Below are 17775 nucleotides of genomic sequence, written 5' to 3'. Positions count from 1 at the left end.
CAGTCACAATCCTCCGAGGACTGGGCGGTCGACGACCCGAAGAAGCGTGCCAAAGATCTGGATTGGAAGGTTATTCGAAGCTGAACAAGAAGTATCTCATCGACGAGCTTCGCAATCACTAGCCGGGCGAGCGTACATCAATCCACCTGAAACAGAGAACGACGACCGACCACATCGACATGAACTTCGGTCGGTGCCCTCGGTCGCCTCTCACCTGCGTCGGCGATGACCATTACCCGATCCGCGGAGCGTCAATCATTGACGCCGGCACCAGGGTTGGTGCGGAGCGTTCGCTGCTCGTCCGGTTGCCGGACCTGAATCCGTCCGCCCCGCACCCGGGCCTCGAACACCTGCCGCGGTCGGGGCGCAGGACCGCGCATTACCCGTCCGTCCACGACACGGAAACGGGCCGGTTCAGCAGAGGGCTCCGTCCATCAGTGCACTCGAGCCCCGAGCCCCGAGCCCTGCCGTATCCAATCGAATTGTGAATCGTCTGGAGCCAGAGGTCGGCCATGACGTGCACCCTGCGGGCACACGTGGAGGGTGTGCAGTGCGTTGGGCCGTATCGCGGAGCAAAACGGCGGTGCTGGTCGGCACGGCCGGCGTTCGGTCAACGCCGAAAGCGAGCGCGGGCAGCAGCGCTGAAGGCCAGGATGTGAGGTGTGCCCACACCGCGAGACTATGACGCCGACCCTGGCCGGTTTCGGCGCCCTGTCCGTCTCACCGCGGCCCATGTCCGGCCCGGAGCGGACCTGCACGCCCGGATCGTGCGTCTGCTGCTCGACGCCGGGGCCGCTCGCGTGCTGGACATCGGCTGTGGTGACGGGGCATTGGCCCGGTCCGCGGTCGGCAGCGCGTTACGGGTGTTCGGCATCGATGCCGCGACGGCGATGACAGCAGCGGCGGTGCGGCGCTGCCCGGTGGCGCGAGGCGATGTCATCGCACTGCCCGTCGCGGACGCCGCAGCCGACGCCGTCGTCGCGGTCAACGTCTTGGACCACCTCGACCGGCCCGAGCTGGGCCTGCGCGAGGCCTACCGTGTGTTGCGCCCGGACGGGCTGTTCATCGCCGGCACGATCTCCAGGGTGGATTCCCCGGAGTTGGCGCCGTTCTGGCAACCGGAGCCGACACCGTTCGATGCAGAGGACGCTCAACAGCTGGTCGCCGCCGCCTTCGGGGCGGCTGAGACCGAGCCCTGGGACGCGTCGCTCATCACGCTGCCCGACCGGGACGCTGTGCGGGACTTCCTTCAGGCACGCCTGGTGCCGCACCACCGGGCAGAGCTTCTCGCCGATGCGCTGGCCGACCGCGGGCCCCTGCCGCTGCCGTTGACCAAACGCTGAGCACTCATACTCGCCCGACGCGCATCGTGACCGCCTCATGCGACAGATTCATGACGACGTGCTGTCCCGCAAGGGATCGTCATCCGGGTGTTAGTCGTGTCGCTCTGTGAGGAAGTATCCGAGGGCGAGGACGGGCAGGACGGCCCCGGTCAGTGCGGCGGCTGTCCATCCGTGGTGGGCGTAGACGAATCCGCCGAGTGCTGAGCCGACTCCGCCCCCGACGAAGAATATGGCCATGTAGAGGCCGTTGAGGCGGGCCCGTAGTTGGGGTCCGAGGCTGTAGATGGCGCGTTGTCCGAGCACCACATTGGTCATGACACCGAAGTCGAGCAGAATTGCCGCACCGACGAGGATTGAGAGCCCGAGGGCGGATCCGGCGGGGGCGAGGGCCGCGGCCAGCAGTGCAATCAGGACGCAGCCGATGGCGATCCGCGTCCATGACCGGGTTCGGTTGCGGTCGGCCATTCTGCCGGCGATCGGTGATGCGATGGCTCCGGCGGCTCCGGCGAGGGCGAACAGTGCGACTCCGCTCTGGGACATCTCGAACGCGTCGCTGGTCAGCAGCAGCGGAACGACGGTCCAGAAGAGGCTGAACGACCCGAACAGGCAGGCGTGGTAAAGCGCGCGGCGACGCAGGACCGGGATGTCGCGCACGAGGCGAGGTAGGGATGCCAGCAGTGCGCGGTAGCCCGCGGTGTGTTCGGGCCGCCGGGCGGGCATCGTGAATCGGATCGCGGCGCCGATCATCACGACGAGGAGGGCGGACAGCACGTAGACGGCCCGCCAGGACCACAGGCTCGCAATCAGGCTCGCGGCAGGGCGGGCCAGCATGATTCCGATCGTGAGTCCGCCCATGACCGTGCCGATGACCCGGCCGCGCTGGTGTTCGGGGGCATAGTGCGAGGTGAAGGGAACCAACACCTGGACTGCGACCGCGGCGAGCCCGATGAGTGCGGAGATCACCAGGAAGACAATCGGCGCCGTCACGAGGGCCGCTGCGATGAGGACCACCGTTTCGGCGGCCAGCAGGACCGTTACCAGGGTGCGGTTCTCGTAGAGATCACCGAGTGGCACGACGAGGAGAAGCCCTACGCCGTAGCCGATCTGGGTGAGTGTGACGATCAGCCCCGCTGACTGGGCAGGTAGGCCTAGCGATGCACTGATCTCGCCGATCAGGGGCTGCGAGTAGTAGAGATTGGCGACCACCACTGCGCAGGCAGTCGCGATCAGCAGCACCAGCCAGGTCGGCATGGCCGCACGGGTCCCGGTGGCCGGGGTGGTATCGGCTCGGGGCATCGAGGTTCCTCTCGGCAGCGACAGGTGTGCACGCCGTCGGACAGTTATTCACGGAAGGTGGTGCGCGCACCACGCAGCCCAGAGGTCGCCCTCAGGGGGCGGTGCAGGCGACTCACCGGCAGGCAGCGATCAGGCGGAGGTGATCGCCGGGGTGTTGGGGGGACAGGCTGGCGGGTTTACCTGAACGTGGGCAGATGGGTGCGGCCCTGGCCGCTGCCGTTGGCGGTTCGCATCGCGTCGAGTAGCGATTTGACGTCGGCGGTGTGGGTCGCGCTGTCGAAGACGAACCAGACGCCGCGGGCGGGAACCGTGCCCGGGTTGTAGAACAGGTGTGGCCGGCTCGAGTCGAAGCAGAACGAATCGCCGGGGCCCAGATCGTGTTCGTCGAAGTCGAGCCGGAGCCGCAGCGTGCCTTCGAGGATGTACGCGAACTCGGCTCCGTCGTGGCGCATCTGTTTGCCGTCGACCGAGCTGGAGGCGCCGACCTCGTAGGTGACGTAGAGCGGTTCGATCTCGGTGCGCCCCCCGGTGGCCAGCCGCTGCCAGGTGACCCCGTTTTCCATTTCGAGGACGGGATTGTCTGCGGCGCGCTGGATACCGGCCGCCGCGTCGCGGTTCTGCGGGAGCTCGACGTCGAGACCGCTGCGACCGGACACTATTTGGTCGAGGGAGACCTCGAGCACGGTCGCGAGACCGAAGAGCGTTTTCACCGACGGCTGGGTTTTTCCGTTCTCGACCTGCGAGAGCAGGCTGGTGGAGATGCCGAGCTGATCGGCGATCTGGCGCAGTGACAGTTTCTTGTCCAGGCGGGCCCGCTTCAAGGCCACGCCGATTTCCTCTTCCACCACTGTGCCCCGTTCTGTGTGTCTGACGCTCGATATCCACTCTGGCTTAACTCCGGCAGTGGTGCAACACCGCAGTTCATCGCCCGATGTTGACATTCACACTACACGACTTGCATGATTGGAGTCACAGATTTAAGCCAGGATGAATTATTGAGTTGGTCGGTCTGGCATCGTCGTAAACCTGCGCTACGTCGCAGGATGCAACCCATCCAACCCCCTCTGGAAGGAAGAATTGATAGTGAGCAAGATCGAATTGATCGCTGGAACGTGGACGACCGCTGGTGACGCCGACGCCGGCAACGCTGAGAACGATCGCAGTCCGCACAGCTTCCAGGAGCGCATCGAGGTTGCCGCGAAGGCCGGATTCACCGGCGTGGGCATTGGTTACCTGGATCTTCTAGACGCCGAGCAGCAGTACGGGTTCCCCACCGTCAAGACCATGCTCGCCGACAACGGCATCGCTCACCTCGAGCTCGAGTTCCTGGAGAACTGGTTTCTCACCGACGACCGCCGGGCGGCCGCGGACGAGATTCGCGCGAACATGTTCCGGGCCGCCGAAGCCCTCGGCGCCCGCCACATCAAGGTCGGCGGCGACTTCAGCGGTGGTGAATTCGATGCGGACCACATGGCGGCCGAGTTCGTGAAGCTCTGCACCGACGCTGCAAATGCCGGTACCACGGTGGTGTTCGAGCCGATGCCGTTCGTGAACATCAAGACGCCGCAGCAGGCACTCGAGTTCATCGCCAAGGCCGATCATCCCGCTGGCGGGTTGTTGATCGACATTTGGCACGTCGCCCGCGCCGGCGTCGACTTCGACACTCTCGCCGACATCCCGGCGAAGTATATCTTCGACGTCGAACTCGACGATGCTCCATTGACGTTCGAAGGTGACCTCATCGCCGACACCTTCAACGGTCGCCGGCTTCCCGGTGAGGGCGAACTCGACATCCAAGGCTTCGTCGACGCCATCCGTAAGACCGGCTACGACGGAATCTACGGCGTGGAGATCCTGTCCGCCGCGTACCGCAAGCTCCCGATCGGCGAGGCCGTTCCCGCCGCCTATGAAGCGTCGATGAAGTACCTGCGCTGACCTGGCCTGATACGGATCGAATACCGAAAGAAGAGGACATCGCAATGGCGCGGTTGGATCAGAAGGTAGCTATCGTCACCGGCGGAGCTCGCGGTATCGGCCGCGCCACGGCGGAACTGTTCGCCGAGGAAGGCGCGAGGGTGGTGGTCGGCGACCTGCGCGAGCCGGAGCCGTTCGATCACCCGAACATCACCTTCACGCCCCTAGACGTCACCCAACTCGACAGCTGGCAGGGGTTCGTCGACTCGGTGATCGCCGCGCATGGGCGGATCGACATCCTGGTCAACAACGCCGGCCTGGTCGGCTCCTACGAAGCGATCGCCAAGATCGACCTCAACGACTGGCACAACATCATCGCGGTCAACCAGACCGGGGTCTTCTACGGCATGCGCTCGGTCCTGCCGACGATGCAGGCCCAGCACGCCGGCTCGATCGTCAACGTCTCGTCGATCTGGGGCATCGTCGGCGCCGCCGGAGTCTCGGCCTACCAGGCCAGTAAGGCCGCGGTGCGGATGATGAGCAAGAACGCCGCCCTGTCGTACGTCGACGACGGCATCCGGGTCAACTCCCTGCACCCAGGTCTGGCCAGCACCCCGATGATCGACGCTCAGGACGAGGCGATCACCGCCGACGTGATCGCCGCCACCCCGATGAAGCGTGCCGCCAATCCCCGCGAAATCGCCTACGGCGCACTGTTCCTCGCCAGCGACGAGGCCAGCTACGTCACCGGCATCGAACTGCCGGTCGACGGCGGCTACACCGCACCGTGAAAGGAGTTGAACCGATGACCGATCGTGGACTGTTCACCGAAGGCCGCTCAGCCGAGGTGGTGATCGACAGCCTCGGAGCCGACACCGATCCCCGGCTGCGGCAGATTCTGACCTCCCTGATCCAGCACCTGCACGACTTCGTCAAGGACGTCCAGCTCACCGAGTCCGAGTGGGAGAAGGGCATCGAGTTCCTCACCCGCACCGGGCACACCTGCAACGACGTACGTCAGGAATTCATCCTGCTCTCCGACGTCCTCGGGGTATCGATGCTGGTCGAGACGATCAACCACCGCGCCCTCGATCACGCCACCGAGCAGACCGTTCTGGGCCCGTTCCACATGGTCGACTCCCCGCCGCGCGAGCTCGGCGACACCATCGCCCTCGACGACGGTGGTGAGCCGTGCCTGGTGACCGGGCAGGTCCGCAGCGCGGACGGCACCTCCTTGGCCGGGGCGAGCGTGGACGTGTGGCAGGCCAACGCCGAAGGCTTCTACGACGTCCAGCAACCCGGCATCCAGCCGGAACTGAACCTGCGCGGGTTATTCACCACCGACGACGAGGGCAAGTTCTGGTTCCGCTCGATCGTTCCCCGGTACTACCCCATCCCCGACGACGGACCGGTGGGGGAACTGCTGGCGATCACCGGACGCCATCCCAACCGGCCGGCGCACGTGCATTTCATCGTCACCGCACCCGGCCACGAACCGGTCACCACCCACCTGTTCGTCGACGGCACCCCCTATATCGACTCCGATGTCGTGTTCGGGGTCAAGGAAAGCCTGATCCGGGAGTTCCCGGTGGTCGATGACCCGAAACGGGCCCGCGAGCTCGGGTTCGGCAATCCTTTTCGCACGGTCCATTTCGATGTGACCTTGCTCGAATCCGAGGTACGAGAGGCGGCCGGACTGTGACCTTCACCAGCTCCTTCCACTATCAGGCCCTGCCGATGCGGGTGAGCTTCGAAGTCGGCGCGGTGACCAAGGTCGGGGAGGAACTCGACCGACTCGGGCTGAGCCGGGCGCTGGTGCTGTGCACCCCCGAGCAGAACCACCTGGCCGATCTCGTCATGGATCACCTCGGTGACCGCGGTGCCGGCATCTTCGACCAGGCCCGCATGCACGTGCCGGTCGAGACCGCGGACCGCGCCCGGGACCGGGCCCGCGAGCTCGGCGCGGACAGCTGCGTGGTGATCGGCGGTGGTTCCTCGATCGGCCTCGGCAAGGCGATCGCCCTCGAACACGGGCTACCGATCATCGCGATCCCCACCACCTACGCCGGATCGGAGATGACCCCGATCTGGGGTCTGACCCGCGACGGGCGCAAGCAGACCGGGCGCGACGCGAAGGTACTGCCGCAGAGCGTCATCTACGACCCACAGCTGACCGCCACGCTGCCGGCGGAGATCTCGGCCGCCAGCGGTCTGAACGCGGTCGCGCATGCCGTCGAGGCGCTCTATGCCCCGGACGCCTCGCCGATCATCTCGCTGATGGCCGAAGAGGGAGTACGCGCCTTCGCCGAATCTCTGGCTGCGGTAGTCGCCGACGGCAACGATCTCGACGCCCGATCGAAAGCCCTCTACGGAGCATGGCTGTGCGGCGCCTGCCTGGGGGCGACCACGATGTCGCTGCACCACAAGCTCTGCCACGTCCTCGGCGGATCCCTCGACCTGCCGCACGCCCAGACGCACGCGATCGTGCTGCCCTACGTGCTGGCCTACAACGAATCCCACGCCCCGGCAGCGCGGGCCGCCTTGCAGCGGGCCCTGGGCACCGACGGTGATCCGTCGACCGCGTTGTGGGACCTCGAACAGCAACTGCAGATCCCGCACTCGCTCGAAGAACTGGGCGTGCGCGAAACCCAACTCCCTGCCGTCATCGACGAGGTCCTGTCCAACCCCTACTCGAACCCGACCCCGGTCACCGAGGACGGGCTGCGCCACCTCCTCGGCCAGGCTCTGCGCGGCGATCGGCCCACCCGCCGATGACCCGGTACGACACCCACCCTCACCCACCCTGAACAGCACAGGAGCCGACGTGACAGCTACCCACGACGCGACGACTACCATCCGGGATCTCGAAAACGCCCGGTACCGGGCGATCGTCGACCAGGACCTGGCCCGGTTCGCCGAGCTCAGCCACCCCGACCTGGCCTACTCGCACTCCTCCGGCGACACGGACAGCCTCGACTCCTACCTCGACAAGGTGCGGTCGGGCTACTACGTCTATCACGACATCGACCACCCGATCGAGTTCATCCGGATCGTCGACGACGTCGCGCTCGTCATCGGTGAGATGAACGCCAGCATCACCGCCGGCGGACGCGAGAAGAAGCTGCGTAACCGGTGCCTGGCCGTATGGAAGTACACCGATGATGCGGGCTGGCGATTCCTCGCCTACCAGCCCACCCCGGTGCCCACCGCGTAAACCCCCTCACCCGACTCCCCCGTGCACCGGTGTGCCGGCGGAGCTCACCCCACCCGAACACCAGATTGGATTCCCCATGTCCACCCTCGAGAACAAGATCGCCATCGTCACCGGAGCCAGCCGCGGACTCGGTGAGGGCATCGCCGTCGAACTCGCCCGGCGCGGGGCCACCGTCGTCTGCGCCGACCTGCACAGCGCCGAGGACACCGCCGCCACGCTGCAGTCCGCCGGCAGCCCGAAGAGCAGCTCCGCCAAGGTCGACGTGTCCAGCGCGGCGTCGGTGGACGAGTTGGTCGGTTCCACTGTCGAGACGCACGGGCGCCTGGACATCATGGTCAACAACGCCGGCATTTACACCTACGGTGCAATCGCCGACGTCACCGACGAAGACTTCCGCCGCACCATGGACGTCAACATCGGCGGCGTCTTCAACGGATCCCGTGCGGCCGCCCGGGTGATGAAAGAGCAAAAGTCGGGGCGGATCATCAACACCGCCTCCCAGCTCGGCAAGCTCGCCCGCCCCAACGAGGGGGTCTACTCCGCATCGAAGGCGGCCGTCATCTTGATGACGCAGGCCCTCGGGCTGGAACTGGCGCCCTACAACATCACCGTCAACGCCATCTGCCCCGGCTGCATGCACACCGAGATGATGGAGAAGTCGTTCGCGGAAATCGCTCAGAGCGAGGGAATTACGCTCGAGCAGAAGCTGCAGGACTACCTCGACGCCAAGATCCCCACGGGACGTTTCGGCACTCTCGAGGACATGGGCAGGATGGTCGCCTGGCTGGCCTCCGACGAGGCCTCGTTCACCACCGGTTCCGCTCTCAACCTCACCGGCGGCGAGCAGGTCTTCTTCTAGACCTGCGGCCGCCTCGGCGCAGACACCGCGGTGGTAACCGGTCGGGATCCACCCGATCGGTTACCACCGCGTCTGTATTTAGCGATAATGAACATTTATCGATATGACCCGAGCAATTCCGTGGTGTTGACAGTCACGCTGAACTAAATGCTATGGTAGGCGTCACACGTTTAAGTAACGATGAAAGCCGTCTGGGGCGTCTCCACCCCCGAGCCCCGCAGTACCACGTTATTTCCCAGCCTGTATCAGGAGCCCTCCGTGACCTCACAGATTCCCGCTTCGTCACCCGCTGCCATCGAGGCGACCGGGGTCAGCAAGCACTTCGGCGGTGTGCACGCGCTCAAAGACGTGAGCATCCGCATCGACTCCGGTACCTGCCACGCCATCGTCGGCGCGAACGGCGCCGGCAAATCCACGCTGATGAAGGTGCTCGCCGGCCTCTACAGCCCCAACGAGGGTCAGGTGCTGGTCTCCGGGCAACCGCTGTCCGGGGGAACCGTAGCGTCCAAGGCCGCCGGCATCGCACTGGTCCATCAGGAACTGAGCCTGTGCCCGGACCTCACCGTTGCCGAGAACATCTGCGTCGGAACCACTCCCACCAAACACGGACTCGTCGACCGCAAAGCCATGCGCTCGATCGCCGCCGCACTGTGCGCGCGGCTGGGCGTGAACATCGACCCCGACACCCTCGTCGGTCAGCTGCCGGCGACCCTGCAACAGTTCGTCGAGATCGCCAAGGCGTTGCGCCTGGACCCGCAGATCCTCATCCTCGACGAGCCCACCGCCTCCCTGACACCCCAGGAGACCGACCAGCTGCTCGAACTGCTCGAGTCCCTGCGCGATCAGGGTGTGACCATCGTGTACATCTCGCACCGGCTGCGGGAGATCTTCGAACTGTGCAGCCGCGCCACCGTGCTCCGCGACGGCCGCCTGGTCGAGCACCTCGACCTCGCCGAAACCACCACGGATCGGCTGGTCGAAAGCATGGTCGGGCAGAAACTGCTCGACCAGGAACAACACGAGCGGGAAGAGAAAACCGACTCATTCGGTGAGGTGGTGCTGTCCGTCGACAACCTCTGGGCGCCGGGGGTGTTCGGCACCAGCCTCGAGGTCCGTGCCGGCGAGGTCCTCGGTCTCGGCGGTCTGATGGGCTCGGGCCGCAGCGAACTGGTTCGGGCCATCCTCGGCCTCGAACCCCGCTCCCGCGGATCGGTCACCCTCAGCTACGACGGCCACCGCCGCACCATCAGTTCCTACCGCTCCGCGGTCCGGTCCGGCGTCGCCTTCGTCCCGGAAGACCGCCGCACCGAAGGGGTGCTGCTGGCCCGGTCGGTGCGCGAGAACCTGGCGCTGCCCTCGCTGACCGCGCTGAGCCGGTTCGGACAGATCCGCACCAAGGCACTGAAAAAGATGGCCACCGGCCTCGCCGGCGAGGTCAACCTGCGCCCCGCCAACACCTCGGCCACCGTGAAACTGCTCAGCGGCGGCAACCAGCAGAAGGTCGCTTTCGGCCGGTGGCTGCCCACCAATCCGCGATTGTTCGTCCTGGACGAGCCGACCGCCGGCGTCGACGTCGGAGCCAAGGCCGAAATCCACGAACTGGTCCGCAACCTCACCGCGAAGGGCACCGCCGTCATCGTCGTCTCCTCCGACCTCGAGGAACTGCTGTCGTTGTCGGACCGGATCGCGGTCCTGCGTGACGGCACGATCACCGGCGAACTGTCCGCCGCCGAGGCCGACCAACAGGCCATCGTCCGGCTCGGCACCCATCACGACACCACGCACCAACGCAAGGAAGCCGCACATGTCTGACACCCAGATCGCGCCCGCAGGGAAGGTCGCACCTTACGTGCCGCCCCTGCGGCGCAAATTCGATGAGAACCCCACCGCCATCGTGGTCACCGGGGCGCTGATCGCACTACTGCTGTTCGCCGCGGTCGGACTCGACGGTTTCTGGTCCGCACAGAACCTCGGCACGCTGCTGCGTAACAGCGCCTTCCTCGGATTCGTCGCACTGGCAATGACGTTCGTGGTCATCTCGGGCCTGATCATCGACCTGTCGGTGGTGCCGCAAATCGCCCTCGCCGCCATCGTCGTGATCGCGTTGAGCCCGCACGGCATCGCCGTGGCCGCACCGGCCGCGATCCTGGCGTGCCTGGGGTTCGCGATCGTCAACGGCATCGGCGCCGGACTGATGCGCGGCAACGGAGTCATCGTCACCCTGGCCACCGCCACCGCCGGCATGGGCGTGCTCAACTACATCACCGGTGGGGCCCAGTACTCCGGAAACACCACGCTGCTGTCGTGGATCGGCAACGCCTCCGTCGCCGGCATTCCGGTGGTGTTCCTGATCTTCGCCGTCGTGGCCGTGCTCGCCCACAACCTACTCTCCGCCACCAGCTTCGGGTACTCGCTGCGGGCCACCGGCACCAACCGCGGTGCCGCCCGGATCGCCGGCCTGAACACCACCCTCACCCTCACCCTCACCTTCGCCGTCTCCTCGCTCGGGGCCGCCGCGGCGGGCATGGCGCTGGCCGGCTACAGCTCGAGTGCTGTCTCGACGATGTCCGCCGGCTACGACTTCAACGCCCTCGCCGCCGTTGTCATCGGTGGCACCAGCCTCTTCGGCGGCCGCGGGTCGATCCTGGGCACCGTCCTCGGTGTCGCGTTCGTCCAGGTGCTGCTCAGTGTGCTGTCCCTGGCCGGGTTGCCGTTCCAATGGCAACAGTTCGTGCAGGGCTTCATCATCGTCGCGACCCTCGCGGCGGACGCCATCCTGCGCCGACGTGGAGGTCTCAAATGAACGGCCACACTCTTCTGACCCAGTTCAAGAGCTGGACCGCATTCCGGGCGGTGATCCTGCTGGCCCTGGTCGTCGTGGTGCTGCTGGCGGTACAGCCAACCGCACTCGGCTCCTACGGCATCGCCCTGTCCCGCATCGTCGACGTGTGGCTGGTGGCGATCGCGCTGGTCCCGGTCCTCGTCCTCGGCGAGATCGACCTCAGCGTCGGATCGACCATGGCCGTCACCGCGGCCGTCGCCGCGCAGGTCTCCGGCAACCTCGCCGTCTCGATCCCCCTCGCGCTGATCACCGGTGCGGTGGTGGGACTGATCAACGGTCTCCTCGTCGTCAAGGTCGGCATCAACTCCTTCATCACCACCCTCGGCATGCTGATCACCCTGCAAGGTCTCGCCCTGGCGATCACCGACGGCGCCCCGGTGCCGCTGCAGGACTCCACCCGGGCCCTGGAATTCAGCGTCCCGCTGATCGGGCAGATCACCCCGGACATCATCATTGCCGTCGCCGCGACCGCCGCCCTGTGGTTCTTCATGACCAAGATGCGTACCGGCCGTGAGCTCTACATCATCGGCGGCAACGCCGAAGCCGCGGCGTCGGGTGGGATCTCGATCGACACCCGCAAGATCCTCGCCTTCATCATCTGCAGCTGCGTTGCCGGCCTCGCCGGTGTCGTCGACACCCTCAACCTGGTCGCCGCCTCACCCACCCTGGGATCGACGGTGATGCTGCTGGCGATCGCGGCCGCCGTCGTCGGCGGTGCAAGCCTTTCCGGTGGCCGCGCCAGCGTGATCGGCGCCGTCATCGGGGCGGTCGCACTCGGCGGCATCAGCATCGGCCTGCAGATGAGCGGGCTGGACTCGAGCGTCGAGAGCATCGCCATCGGCGCGATCCTGTTCGCCGCGATCGTCTTGACCAAGGAGGGTGTGCGGGCCCTGCGGCTGCCGTCGCTGCTCGGTCCCCTCACCGGTGCATCCTCGGACCACACAGCTGCCGCAGCAGGAAAGGCACGATGATGGCGCACAAGAATTCACTGTTCCGCCGGGCCGCACTCGCGATCGCCGTCTGCGCGGCCACCGTGCTGACCGGCACCGCGTGCGGCGCTCCCGGCGCGGCAACCGACAACGAGGACTGGCCGACCATCGCTTTCCTCGTGCCGATGGACCGCAACCACGAGTACGGCCGCAACTACGTCTCGTCCCTGCGGAAGGCAGCCGAAGAACACCACGTCAACGCGTTCGTGATGAACTCGAACTACGACGCCTCGGTGCAGGCGTCGCAGATGAAGATCGCGATCGCCAAGAAGGTCGACGGCATCGTCATCTGGCCCGCGCTCTACGGCGCCGAACAGCCGATGCTGATCCAGGCCCAGCGGGCAGGAATTCCGGTCGACATCAGCAACTCCCAGCCCCCCGAGGACCTCGACACCAGCCTGTACCACGCGTTCACCGGACCGAACGACCAACGAATCGGCGAACTCCAGGGCAAGGAACTCGCGAAGCTGCTCGGCGGCAAGGGAACCTACGTCTACATCGGCGGCACCCCGGGCAACGCGGCCGCGATCAACCGTCAGATCGGCCTCGAACGCGAGATGGCCAACCACCCCGACATCAAGCTCCTCGGCTCCCAGCCGGGCAACTTCGACAAGAACCAGGCCCAGACCGCAGGGAGCTCACTGATCAGCCGATTCGGCAACCAGATCGATGCCCTCGTCACCCCGGACGACATCATGGCCTCCGGCGCCGCCCAAGCCCTCGACGCCGCGGGGATGGCCGGACAGGTCAAACTCCTCGGCCATAACTATGCCCCGGTCGCCCGGTCCCTGCTCGAGAACGGCTCCATGGCGACGACACTGTTCCAGTCACCATGCTGGGACTCCACCCACGCCCTGACCACCATGATGGACGTCCTCGCAGGCAAGGACGTGCCGCCGGTCAGCTACATGCCGCTGCCGGTGGTCACCAAGGACAACCTCGACGAGTTCACCCCCAACGGCTGCCTGCCCGAGGGGTACTCCGAACCCGCCACCAACTAACGACCCACGCCCGAGAGGAAACACGATGGAAACCGGACTAGGGGACAAGGTCGTCGTCATCACCGGCGCCGGCTCCGGAATCGGAGCCGCATCCGCACGCGCCTTCGCCGCGGAAAACGCCCGCCTCGCCCTGCTCGACCGCGACCGGCACGGTCTCGACATCCTCGTCAAGGAACTCGAGCAGGTCACCGAGGTGCACTACGCCGTGGCCGATCTGAGCACCGAGACCGGAGTGACCGGCGGCCTCGACGAGGTCCTCGCCCCTTACGACGGCCGGGTGGACGTATTGTTCAACAACGTCGGCGCCGGCAGCCTGGGAACCTTCGACAGCCTCACCGACACCGACTGGGTCTCCACCCTCGAACTGAACTTCCTCAGCCAGGTCCGCGCCGCCACCCACGTGCTGCCGGCCATGCGGGCCGCCGGACGCGGTGTCATCGTCAACAACGCCTCGGACCTGGGCCGCCAGCCGATCGCCGCCGGACCGGACTACGCCGCGTCCAAGGCAGCCATCCTGTCGTTCACCAGCTCGCTGGCCATCAGCGAAGGGCCACTCGTGCGAGTCAACGCGGTCGCACCCGGGCCGATCCTCTCGCCGATGTGGCTGATGGAGGGCGGCCTCGCCGACACCTTCGCCGCCGTCCACGGCGTGCACCGCGACGAGTCCATCGACGTCGAGATGAAACATCGCGGACTTCCCTTGCAGCGCATCGGAACTCCGGAGGAAGTGGCCAACGTGGTGGTCTTCCTCGCCTCCGACCTCGCCTCGTACGTCACCTCCTCGGTGTACGGCGTCGACGGCGGATCATTCCGCAGCATCACCTGACCCACAGCGCACACGCGCACCGAATCGGGGCCTGCCAGAACATCGACAGGCCCCGATTCGTCGTGTCGCCACCTTCCTGGGCTGGGTTCTGCGCTCCACGCCGCCCTCCCGATATCTACTCTCACTAAAGTTGTGTGCGCATGGCGAACCGGCTCGTCCGCTCGGTCCGTGCTACTCCGCGATGTCGTTTCGACCGCGTCCGCGTGAACGCGGAACCCCGCAGGACTGAACGATTTACGGTTCACGCAAACGTTGCTCGTCCATACCGGCTCGCTGAGCGCATCGACTGACCGACGGTCGAGGACGGGAGGGTCGGATTCTTGCCAGGCGTGACCTGCACGAGAAGTGTGTTGACAACCACGGACGCACCCGCGCCATTGCCGCCGCCATCAGCACCGGTCTCGCGCGCGGTGACGATCCTGACAGTATCGAGGAACCGATCCGGTGCGCCGAACCGGCTGGCCTTCCCCTCACACTCTGGCAAGGCTGGCAGCCGTCTTTCGTTTCCGCCGTTGCGGCGGATCGGGTCTCGGTGCTGCCGTGTTTGCCCTACTCAGTCAGGGATGGATTCACCACCGCCCGTCATCTGGTCGAGGATCGCCTGCTGCGCCTGCATCTCCTCTTCCTCGGTGATCTCACCACGTTCCCGGGCCTCCTCGAGTTCCTCGAGCGCCCGGCGGGCACGCGCCGGATCGTGCAACTCCTGCTCGACCTGCCGCTGGATCAACTCCGCCAGCGAGATCACCCCTTTGACCGGTTGCAGCGGCAAGGTGACGATGAATGAGAACAGACCCATGCCTTCAGCCCTGCCCCTCAGGCTTCGGGGTGACCACGAAGTCGTATGCCGCTTGCGGTCCGAGCAGTTTCATCTCCACCCGCCCGTCCCACTCCTGGACCAGCTCACTGAGCACCTGTTCGAGCTCGTCCTGACGCTCGACGTCGGCGAGCAGCGCCACCTGCACGGCCTCCTCCTCGTGCGTGGGTTCGCGCACGTTCACGGAAGAGGCGAGGTCGTCGAGCGCCTCGACGACCCTGCGGGTGTCCTGTTCGCGTTTGGCTGCGATCGCGTTGCTCACCAGTTCCCCCAAGGCCATCCGTGCCTGCCGGCCCGCGTCCTCCGACTTGTCGCGGATCTCCTCGCGCAGCGCCGCCGCCTGATCGTCCTCGTCGAGGATCTCCCGCAGGATCGCCTTCTCCACGTACCGGCCCTTCACGATGTACTGGGCCTTGCCCGCCAATTGCTCGAGCGCAGAACTGAACTCGTCCGCGTGCGCCGAGAGCAGTTCCTCCTGCACGGCGTCGGCGCCACTGAGCACCGCACCGAACCGCAGCGGTAGCACCGGTGCCACCCCGGCCACCCCGTCCAGCAGGTCCGCATGCGCCCGCAGGTCCCCGGGCGCCCCGAGCGCCCGATCCACCGACAGGCCGCTCACCAGGGCGGCAATGTCACCCTGAGTGATCACCTCCACGGTGCCGTCCGCGACCCCGGTCGCATCCTCGGCGACCTCGACGTCGGCCGGGACGATGCCGTAGACATACACGCCGGTCGTCTTCTTCGTCTGCTCCGAGGTGGCCATCACCGGTCACCTCGCGTCGACCTGCGCGACACTCGTTCTCGCTCTGGTTCTTCCTCTTCCTCCCCGCCCCCGAGGAGGCCGCCGAGCTTCTCCCCCGCCGATTCGAGCGCCCCCTTCGTCTTGTGCTTGGCACCGCCCTCGGTGGCACCCGAGACGATCTCGGACAGCCCCTTCGGCTCGCTGCCGATCTCGAGCCGGTTCACCGCCTCCGCGAACCGCAGGTAGGTGTCGACGCTGGCGACGACAACGCGGGCGTCGATCGTCAGCAGTTCGATGCCGACCAGCGAGACCCGCACGTACGCGTCGATCACCAGACCCTTGTCGAGGATGGTGTCGATGACGTCGGCGAGACTGCTCGAGCTGGGTCCACCGGCCGTGGTCATGCGCGTGCTCCTCTCCTACGCCGCGGCGTTGCCTTCTTCGCTGCGGTCTTCTTTGCAGGGGTCTTCTTCGCTGTGGTCTTCTTCGCTGCGGTCTTCTTCGCTGTGGTCTTCTTTGCGGGGGCCTTCTTTGCGGGGGCCTTCTTCGCGGGGGCCTTCTTCGCGGGGGCCTTCTTTGCTGCGGCCTTCCGGGGACGACGCCGCCGCGGCTCGGGACGCCGGCGCGGCGCGGGCTCCTCCTCGGGTTCTTCCTCCTCGTCCTCGGCGGTCTCTTCCTCCGGCTCCTCGTCCTCGTCCTCTCCGGTCTCGTCCTCCGGCTCCTCCTCCTCGTCCTCCGGCTCCTCCTCCGCCTCGGCGGTGTCTTCCTCGGGTTCGTCCTCGTACTCGTCGGTCTCGTCCTCGGGTTCCTCCTCCTCGTACTCGGCGGTGTCTTCCTCCGGCTCCTCCTCCGCCTCGGTGGTGTCTTCCTCGGGCTCCTCCTCGTCCTCGTACTCGCCGGTCTCGTCCTCCGGCTCCTCCTCCGCCTCGGCGGTGTCTTCCTCGTACTCGCCGGTCTCGTCCTCCGGCTCCTCCTCCTCCTCGTCCTCGCCGGTCTCCTCCTCCGGCTCCTCCTCCTCGTACTCGTCGGTCTCGTCGTCAGCTGGTTCCTCGTTGTTGTCCTCGGCATCCTCGGGTTCGACTACCTTGCCGTCCCGGATCTCCCCGCGCCAGCCCTCCACCTCGTCAGGATGGAGAACGGCCTGCGTCATGACATGGCGTGCAAAGTGTTTCAATTCCAGCCGTGCTCGTCGCCCCTGTGCACGCCACAGGTTTCCCGTCTTCTCGAACAATCCCTTCGGGTGATACTCGAGGATCAGAACGATGCGGGTGAGATCGGGAGTCACCTCGTGGAACGTCACCGCCCCGTCGATGAAACCCTTGGCACCCTTCGAACGCCACACGATCCGCTCATCCGGGACCTGCTCGATGATCGACGCTTCCCAGGTCCGGTGCGACAAGAAGATCTGAGCCTTCCACTCGAGCTTCTCGTCCGCCTCCTGCTCCACCCGCTCGACCTTCTTCATGAAGGAGGGAAAGTCGGCGAATTGGGTCCACTGGTTATACGCCAGTTGGACCGGGACACCGACATCGATCGTTTCGACGATATTGGTCAACTTGAGCTTCTTGCCCTTACCGCCACCGCCACCACCGGTGACCGCGTCCTTCACATCCGACGCCCTCTCCTTCACCTTGTCGGTCAGCCCGGAGAACAGTGACTTGCCGTCGCCCTTCTCGTCCCCGTTGCCGTCACCCTGCTGCTCTTTGCCGGTGACCGCGGACAGCAGGCTGCCGCCGCCGCCCTCGGCGTAGTCGGTGAGCCGGCCGGACGCACCCTGCACCTTGTCGGACACGGTGGACATCGCCTTGTCGGTCACGGTGCCGAGCAGGCCCTGCGCCGCCTTCTTCAGCGGTGACAGCGATGCGGCCTCACCGGACGCACCGGACACGTTCTGGCGCAGCTTCTTCGCCGCGCTGTCGAGATTCGAGGTCATCG

Annotated in this window: 18 protein-coding genes; 12 read left to right on the top strand and 6 right to left on the bottom strand. The window is 66.3% G+C overall.

Annotated elements, in window-relative coordinates; translation table 11 throughout:
• Positions 1-662: 662 nt before the first annotated feature.
• The gene (locus tag ACLIVD_RS16715) at positions 663-1343 is read left to right on the top strand and encodes a class I SAM-dependent methyltransferase (RefSeq protein ID WP_283331785.1); all 681 of its coding nucleotides are present in this window, start codon (positions 663-665) and stop codon (positions 1341-1343) included.
• Positions 1344-1433: 90 nt separating this feature from the next.
• Here the strand turns inward: ACLIVD_RS16715 and ACLIVD_RS16710 are convergent, their stop codons facing one another.
• The gene (locus ACLIVD_RS16710; protein ID WP_491932716.1) at positions 1434-2639 is read right to left on the bottom strand and encodes an MFS transporter; all 1206 of its coding nucleotides are present in this window, start codon (positions 2637-2639) and stop codon (positions 1434-1436) included.
• 176 nt (positions 2640-2815) lie between these two features.
• Positions 2816-3466, bottom strand: a complete 651-nt coding sequence (locus tag ACLIVD_RS16705) for a helix-turn-helix domain-containing protein (RefSeq protein WP_283331789.1) — start codon at positions 3464-3466, stop codon at positions 2816-2818.
• A gap of 256 nt (positions 3467-3722) precedes the next feature.
• On the opposite strand from ACLIVD_RS16705, the gene ACLIVD_RS16700 reads away from it, so the two are divergent.
• The 11 genes from ACLIVD_RS16700 to ACLIVD_RS16650 all read left to right on the top strand — a co-directional run bounded on the left by ACLIVD_RS16700 (position 3723) and on the right by ACLIVD_RS16650 (position 14284).
• Complete coding sequence (locus ACLIVD_RS16700) at positions 3723-4574, top strand: sugar phosphate isomerase/epimerase family protein (RefSeq protein WP_491932715.1); 852 nt, start codon at positions 3723-3725, stop codon at positions 4572-4574.
• Positions 4575-4618: 44 nt separating this feature from the next.
• Positions 4619-5344, top strand: a complete 726-nt coding sequence (locus ACLIVD_RS16695; protein ID WP_283331791.1) for an SDR family NAD(P)-dependent oxidoreductase — start codon at positions 4619-4621, stop codon at positions 5342-5344.
• A 14-nt stretch (positions 5345-5358) separates the two neighbouring features.
• Positions 5359-6255, top strand: coding sequence for an intradiol ring-cleavage dioxygenase (locus ACLIVD_RS16690; protein WP_491932714.1), 897 nt, complete (start codon positions 5359-5361; stop codon positions 6253-6255).
• On the top strand, positions 6252-7328 hold the full coding sequence (locus ACLIVD_RS16685) for a maleylacetate reductase (RefSeq protein WP_283331793.1): 1077 nt from the start codon (positions 6252-6254) through the stop codon (positions 7326-7328). Before ACLIVD_RS16690 ends, ACLIVD_RS16685 begins: the two co-directional genes overlap by 4 nt.
• Positions 7329-7377: 49 nt before the next feature.
• On the top strand, positions 7378-7767 hold the full coding sequence (locus ACLIVD_RS16680) for a nuclear transport factor 2 family protein (protein ID WP_159922185.1): 390 nt from the start codon (positions 7378-7380) through the stop codon (positions 7765-7767).
• Positions 7768-7843: 76 nt separating this feature from the next.
• A complete protein-coding gene (locus ACLIVD_RS16675) occupies positions 7844-8626 on the top strand; it encodes an SDR family NAD(P)-dependent oxidoreductase (protein WP_120661805.1) in 783 nt (260 codons plus the stop codon).
• Between the two features lie 258 nt (positions 8627-8884).
• On the top strand, positions 8885-10438 hold the full coding sequence (locus ACLIVD_RS16670) for a sugar ABC transporter ATP-binding protein (RefSeq protein ID WP_283331795.1): 1554 nt from the start codon (positions 8885-8887) through the stop codon (positions 10436-10438).
• Complete coding sequence (locus tag ACLIVD_RS16665) at positions 10431-11429, top strand: ABC transporter permease (RefSeq protein ID WP_491932713.1); 999 nt, start codon at positions 10431-10433, stop codon at positions 11427-11429. Before ACLIVD_RS16670 ends, ACLIVD_RS16665 begins: the two co-directional genes overlap by 8 nt.
• Positions 11426-12439 (top strand): ABC transporter permease, encoded by a 1014-nt coding sequence (locus ACLIVD_RS16660; RefSeq protein ID WP_283331799.1) that lies wholly within the window; start codon positions 11426-11428, stop codon positions 12437-12439. Before ACLIVD_RS16665 ends, ACLIVD_RS16660 begins: the two co-directional genes overlap by 4 nt.
• Complete coding sequence (locus ACLIVD_RS16655; protein ID WP_283331800.1) at positions 12436-13458, top strand: sugar ABC transporter substrate-binding protein; 1023 nt, start codon at positions 12436-12438, stop codon at positions 13456-13458. The genes ACLIVD_RS16660 and ACLIVD_RS16655 overlap by 4 nt, the downstream gene beginning before the upstream one ends.
• Positions 13459-13483: 25 nt before the next feature.
• Positions 13484-14284: an SDR family NAD(P)-dependent oxidoreductase gene (locus tag ACLIVD_RS16650; protein ID WP_283331801.1), complete on the top strand. Its 801-nt coding sequence runs from the start codon at positions 13484-13486 to the stop codon at positions 14282-14284.
• A gap of 553 nt (positions 14285-14837) precedes the next feature.
• On the opposite strand, the gene ACLIVD_RS16645 is transcribed toward ACLIVD_RS16650, so the two are convergent.
• From ACLIVD_RS16645 to ACLIVD_RS16630, 4 genes are read right to left on the bottom strand one after another with little or no spacing between them, the layout of a single operon-like run.
• The gene (locus ACLIVD_RS16645) at positions 14838-15080 is read right to left on the bottom strand and encodes a gas vesicle protein GvpG (protein WP_283331803.1); all 243 of its coding nucleotides are present in this window, start codon (positions 15078-15080) and stop codon (positions 14838-14840) included.
• 4 nt (positions 15081-15084) lie between these two features.
• Entirely contained in the window at positions 15085-15861 is a 777-nt protein-coding gene (locus ACLIVD_RS16640; protein WP_283331804.1) for a GvpL/GvpF family gas vesicle protein, read from the bottom strand.
• A complete protein-coding gene (gene gvpJ / locus ACLIVD_RS16635) occupies positions 15861-16244 on the bottom strand; it encodes a gas vesicle protein GvpJ (protein ID WP_280783769.1) in 384 nt (127 codons plus the stop codon). The genes ACLIVD_RS16640 and gvpJ overlap by 1 nt, the downstream gene beginning before the upstream one ends.
• Positions 16241-17773 carry an SRPBCC family protein gene (locus ACLIVD_RS16630; protein WP_491932711.1) on the bottom strand — a complete coding sequence of 511 codons (1533 nt, stop codon included), beginning with the start codon at positions 17771-17773 and terminating at the stop codon, positions 16241-16243. The genes gvpJ and ACLIVD_RS16630 overlap by 4 nt, the downstream gene beginning before the upstream one ends.
• Between the last annotated feature and the right edge of the window lie 2 nt (positions 17774-17775).

This window comes from Rhodococcus sp. G6(2025) (assembly GCF_058628105.1).
Note: the sequence above shows the minus strand (reverse complement) of the source record. Positions and strands in the feature narration are given on the sequence as shown.

Coding starts and splice junctions, on each gene's coding strand:
- ACLIVD_RS16710 (WP_491932716.1), bottom strand. CDS start 2,639: ATGCCCCGAGCCGATACCACCCCGGCCACCGGGACCCGTGCGGCCATG.
- ACLIVD_RS16640 (WP_283331804.1), bottom strand. CDS start 15,861: ATGGCCACCTCGGAGCAGACGAAGAAGACGACCGGCGTGTATGTCTAC.
- gvpJ (WP_280783769.1), bottom strand. CDS start 16,244: ATGACCACGGCCGGTGGACCCAGCTCGAGCAGTCTCGCCGACGTCATC.
- ACLIVD_RS16630 (WP_491932711.1), bottom strand. CDS start 17,773: ATGACCTCGAATCTCGACAGCGCGGCGAAGAAGCTGCGCCAGAACGTG.
- ACLIVD_RS16655 (WP_283331800.1), top strand. CDS start 12,436: ATGATGGCGCACAAGAATTCACTGTTCCGCCGGGCCGCACTCGCGATC.
- ACLIVD_RS16665 (WP_491932713.1), top strand. CDS start 10,431: ATGTCTGACACCCAGATCGCGCCCGCAGGGAAGGTCGCACCTTACGTG.
- ACLIVD_RS16690 (WP_491932714.1), top strand. CDS start 5,359: ATGACCGATCGTGGACTGTTCACCGAAGGCCGCTCAGCCGAGGTGGTG.
- ACLIVD_RS16645 (WP_283331803.1), bottom strand. CDS start 15,080: ATGGGTCTGTTCTCATTCATCGTCACCTTGCCGCTGCAACCGGTCAAA.
- ACLIVD_RS16695 (WP_283331791.1), top strand. CDS start 4,619: ATGGCGCGGTTGGATCAGAAGGTAGCTATCGTCACCGGCGGAGCTCGC.
- ACLIVD_RS16660 (WP_283331799.1), top strand. CDS start 11,426: ATGAACGGCCACACTCTTCTGACCCAGTTCAAGAGCTGGACCGCATTC.
- ACLIVD_RS16675 (WP_120661805.1), top strand. CDS start 7,844: ATGTCCACCCTCGAGAACAAGATCGCCATCGTCACCGGAGCCAGCCGC.
- ACLIVD_RS16650 (WP_283331801.1), top strand. CDS start 13,484: ATGGAAACCGGACTAGGGGACAAGGTCGTCGTCATCACCGGCGCCGGC.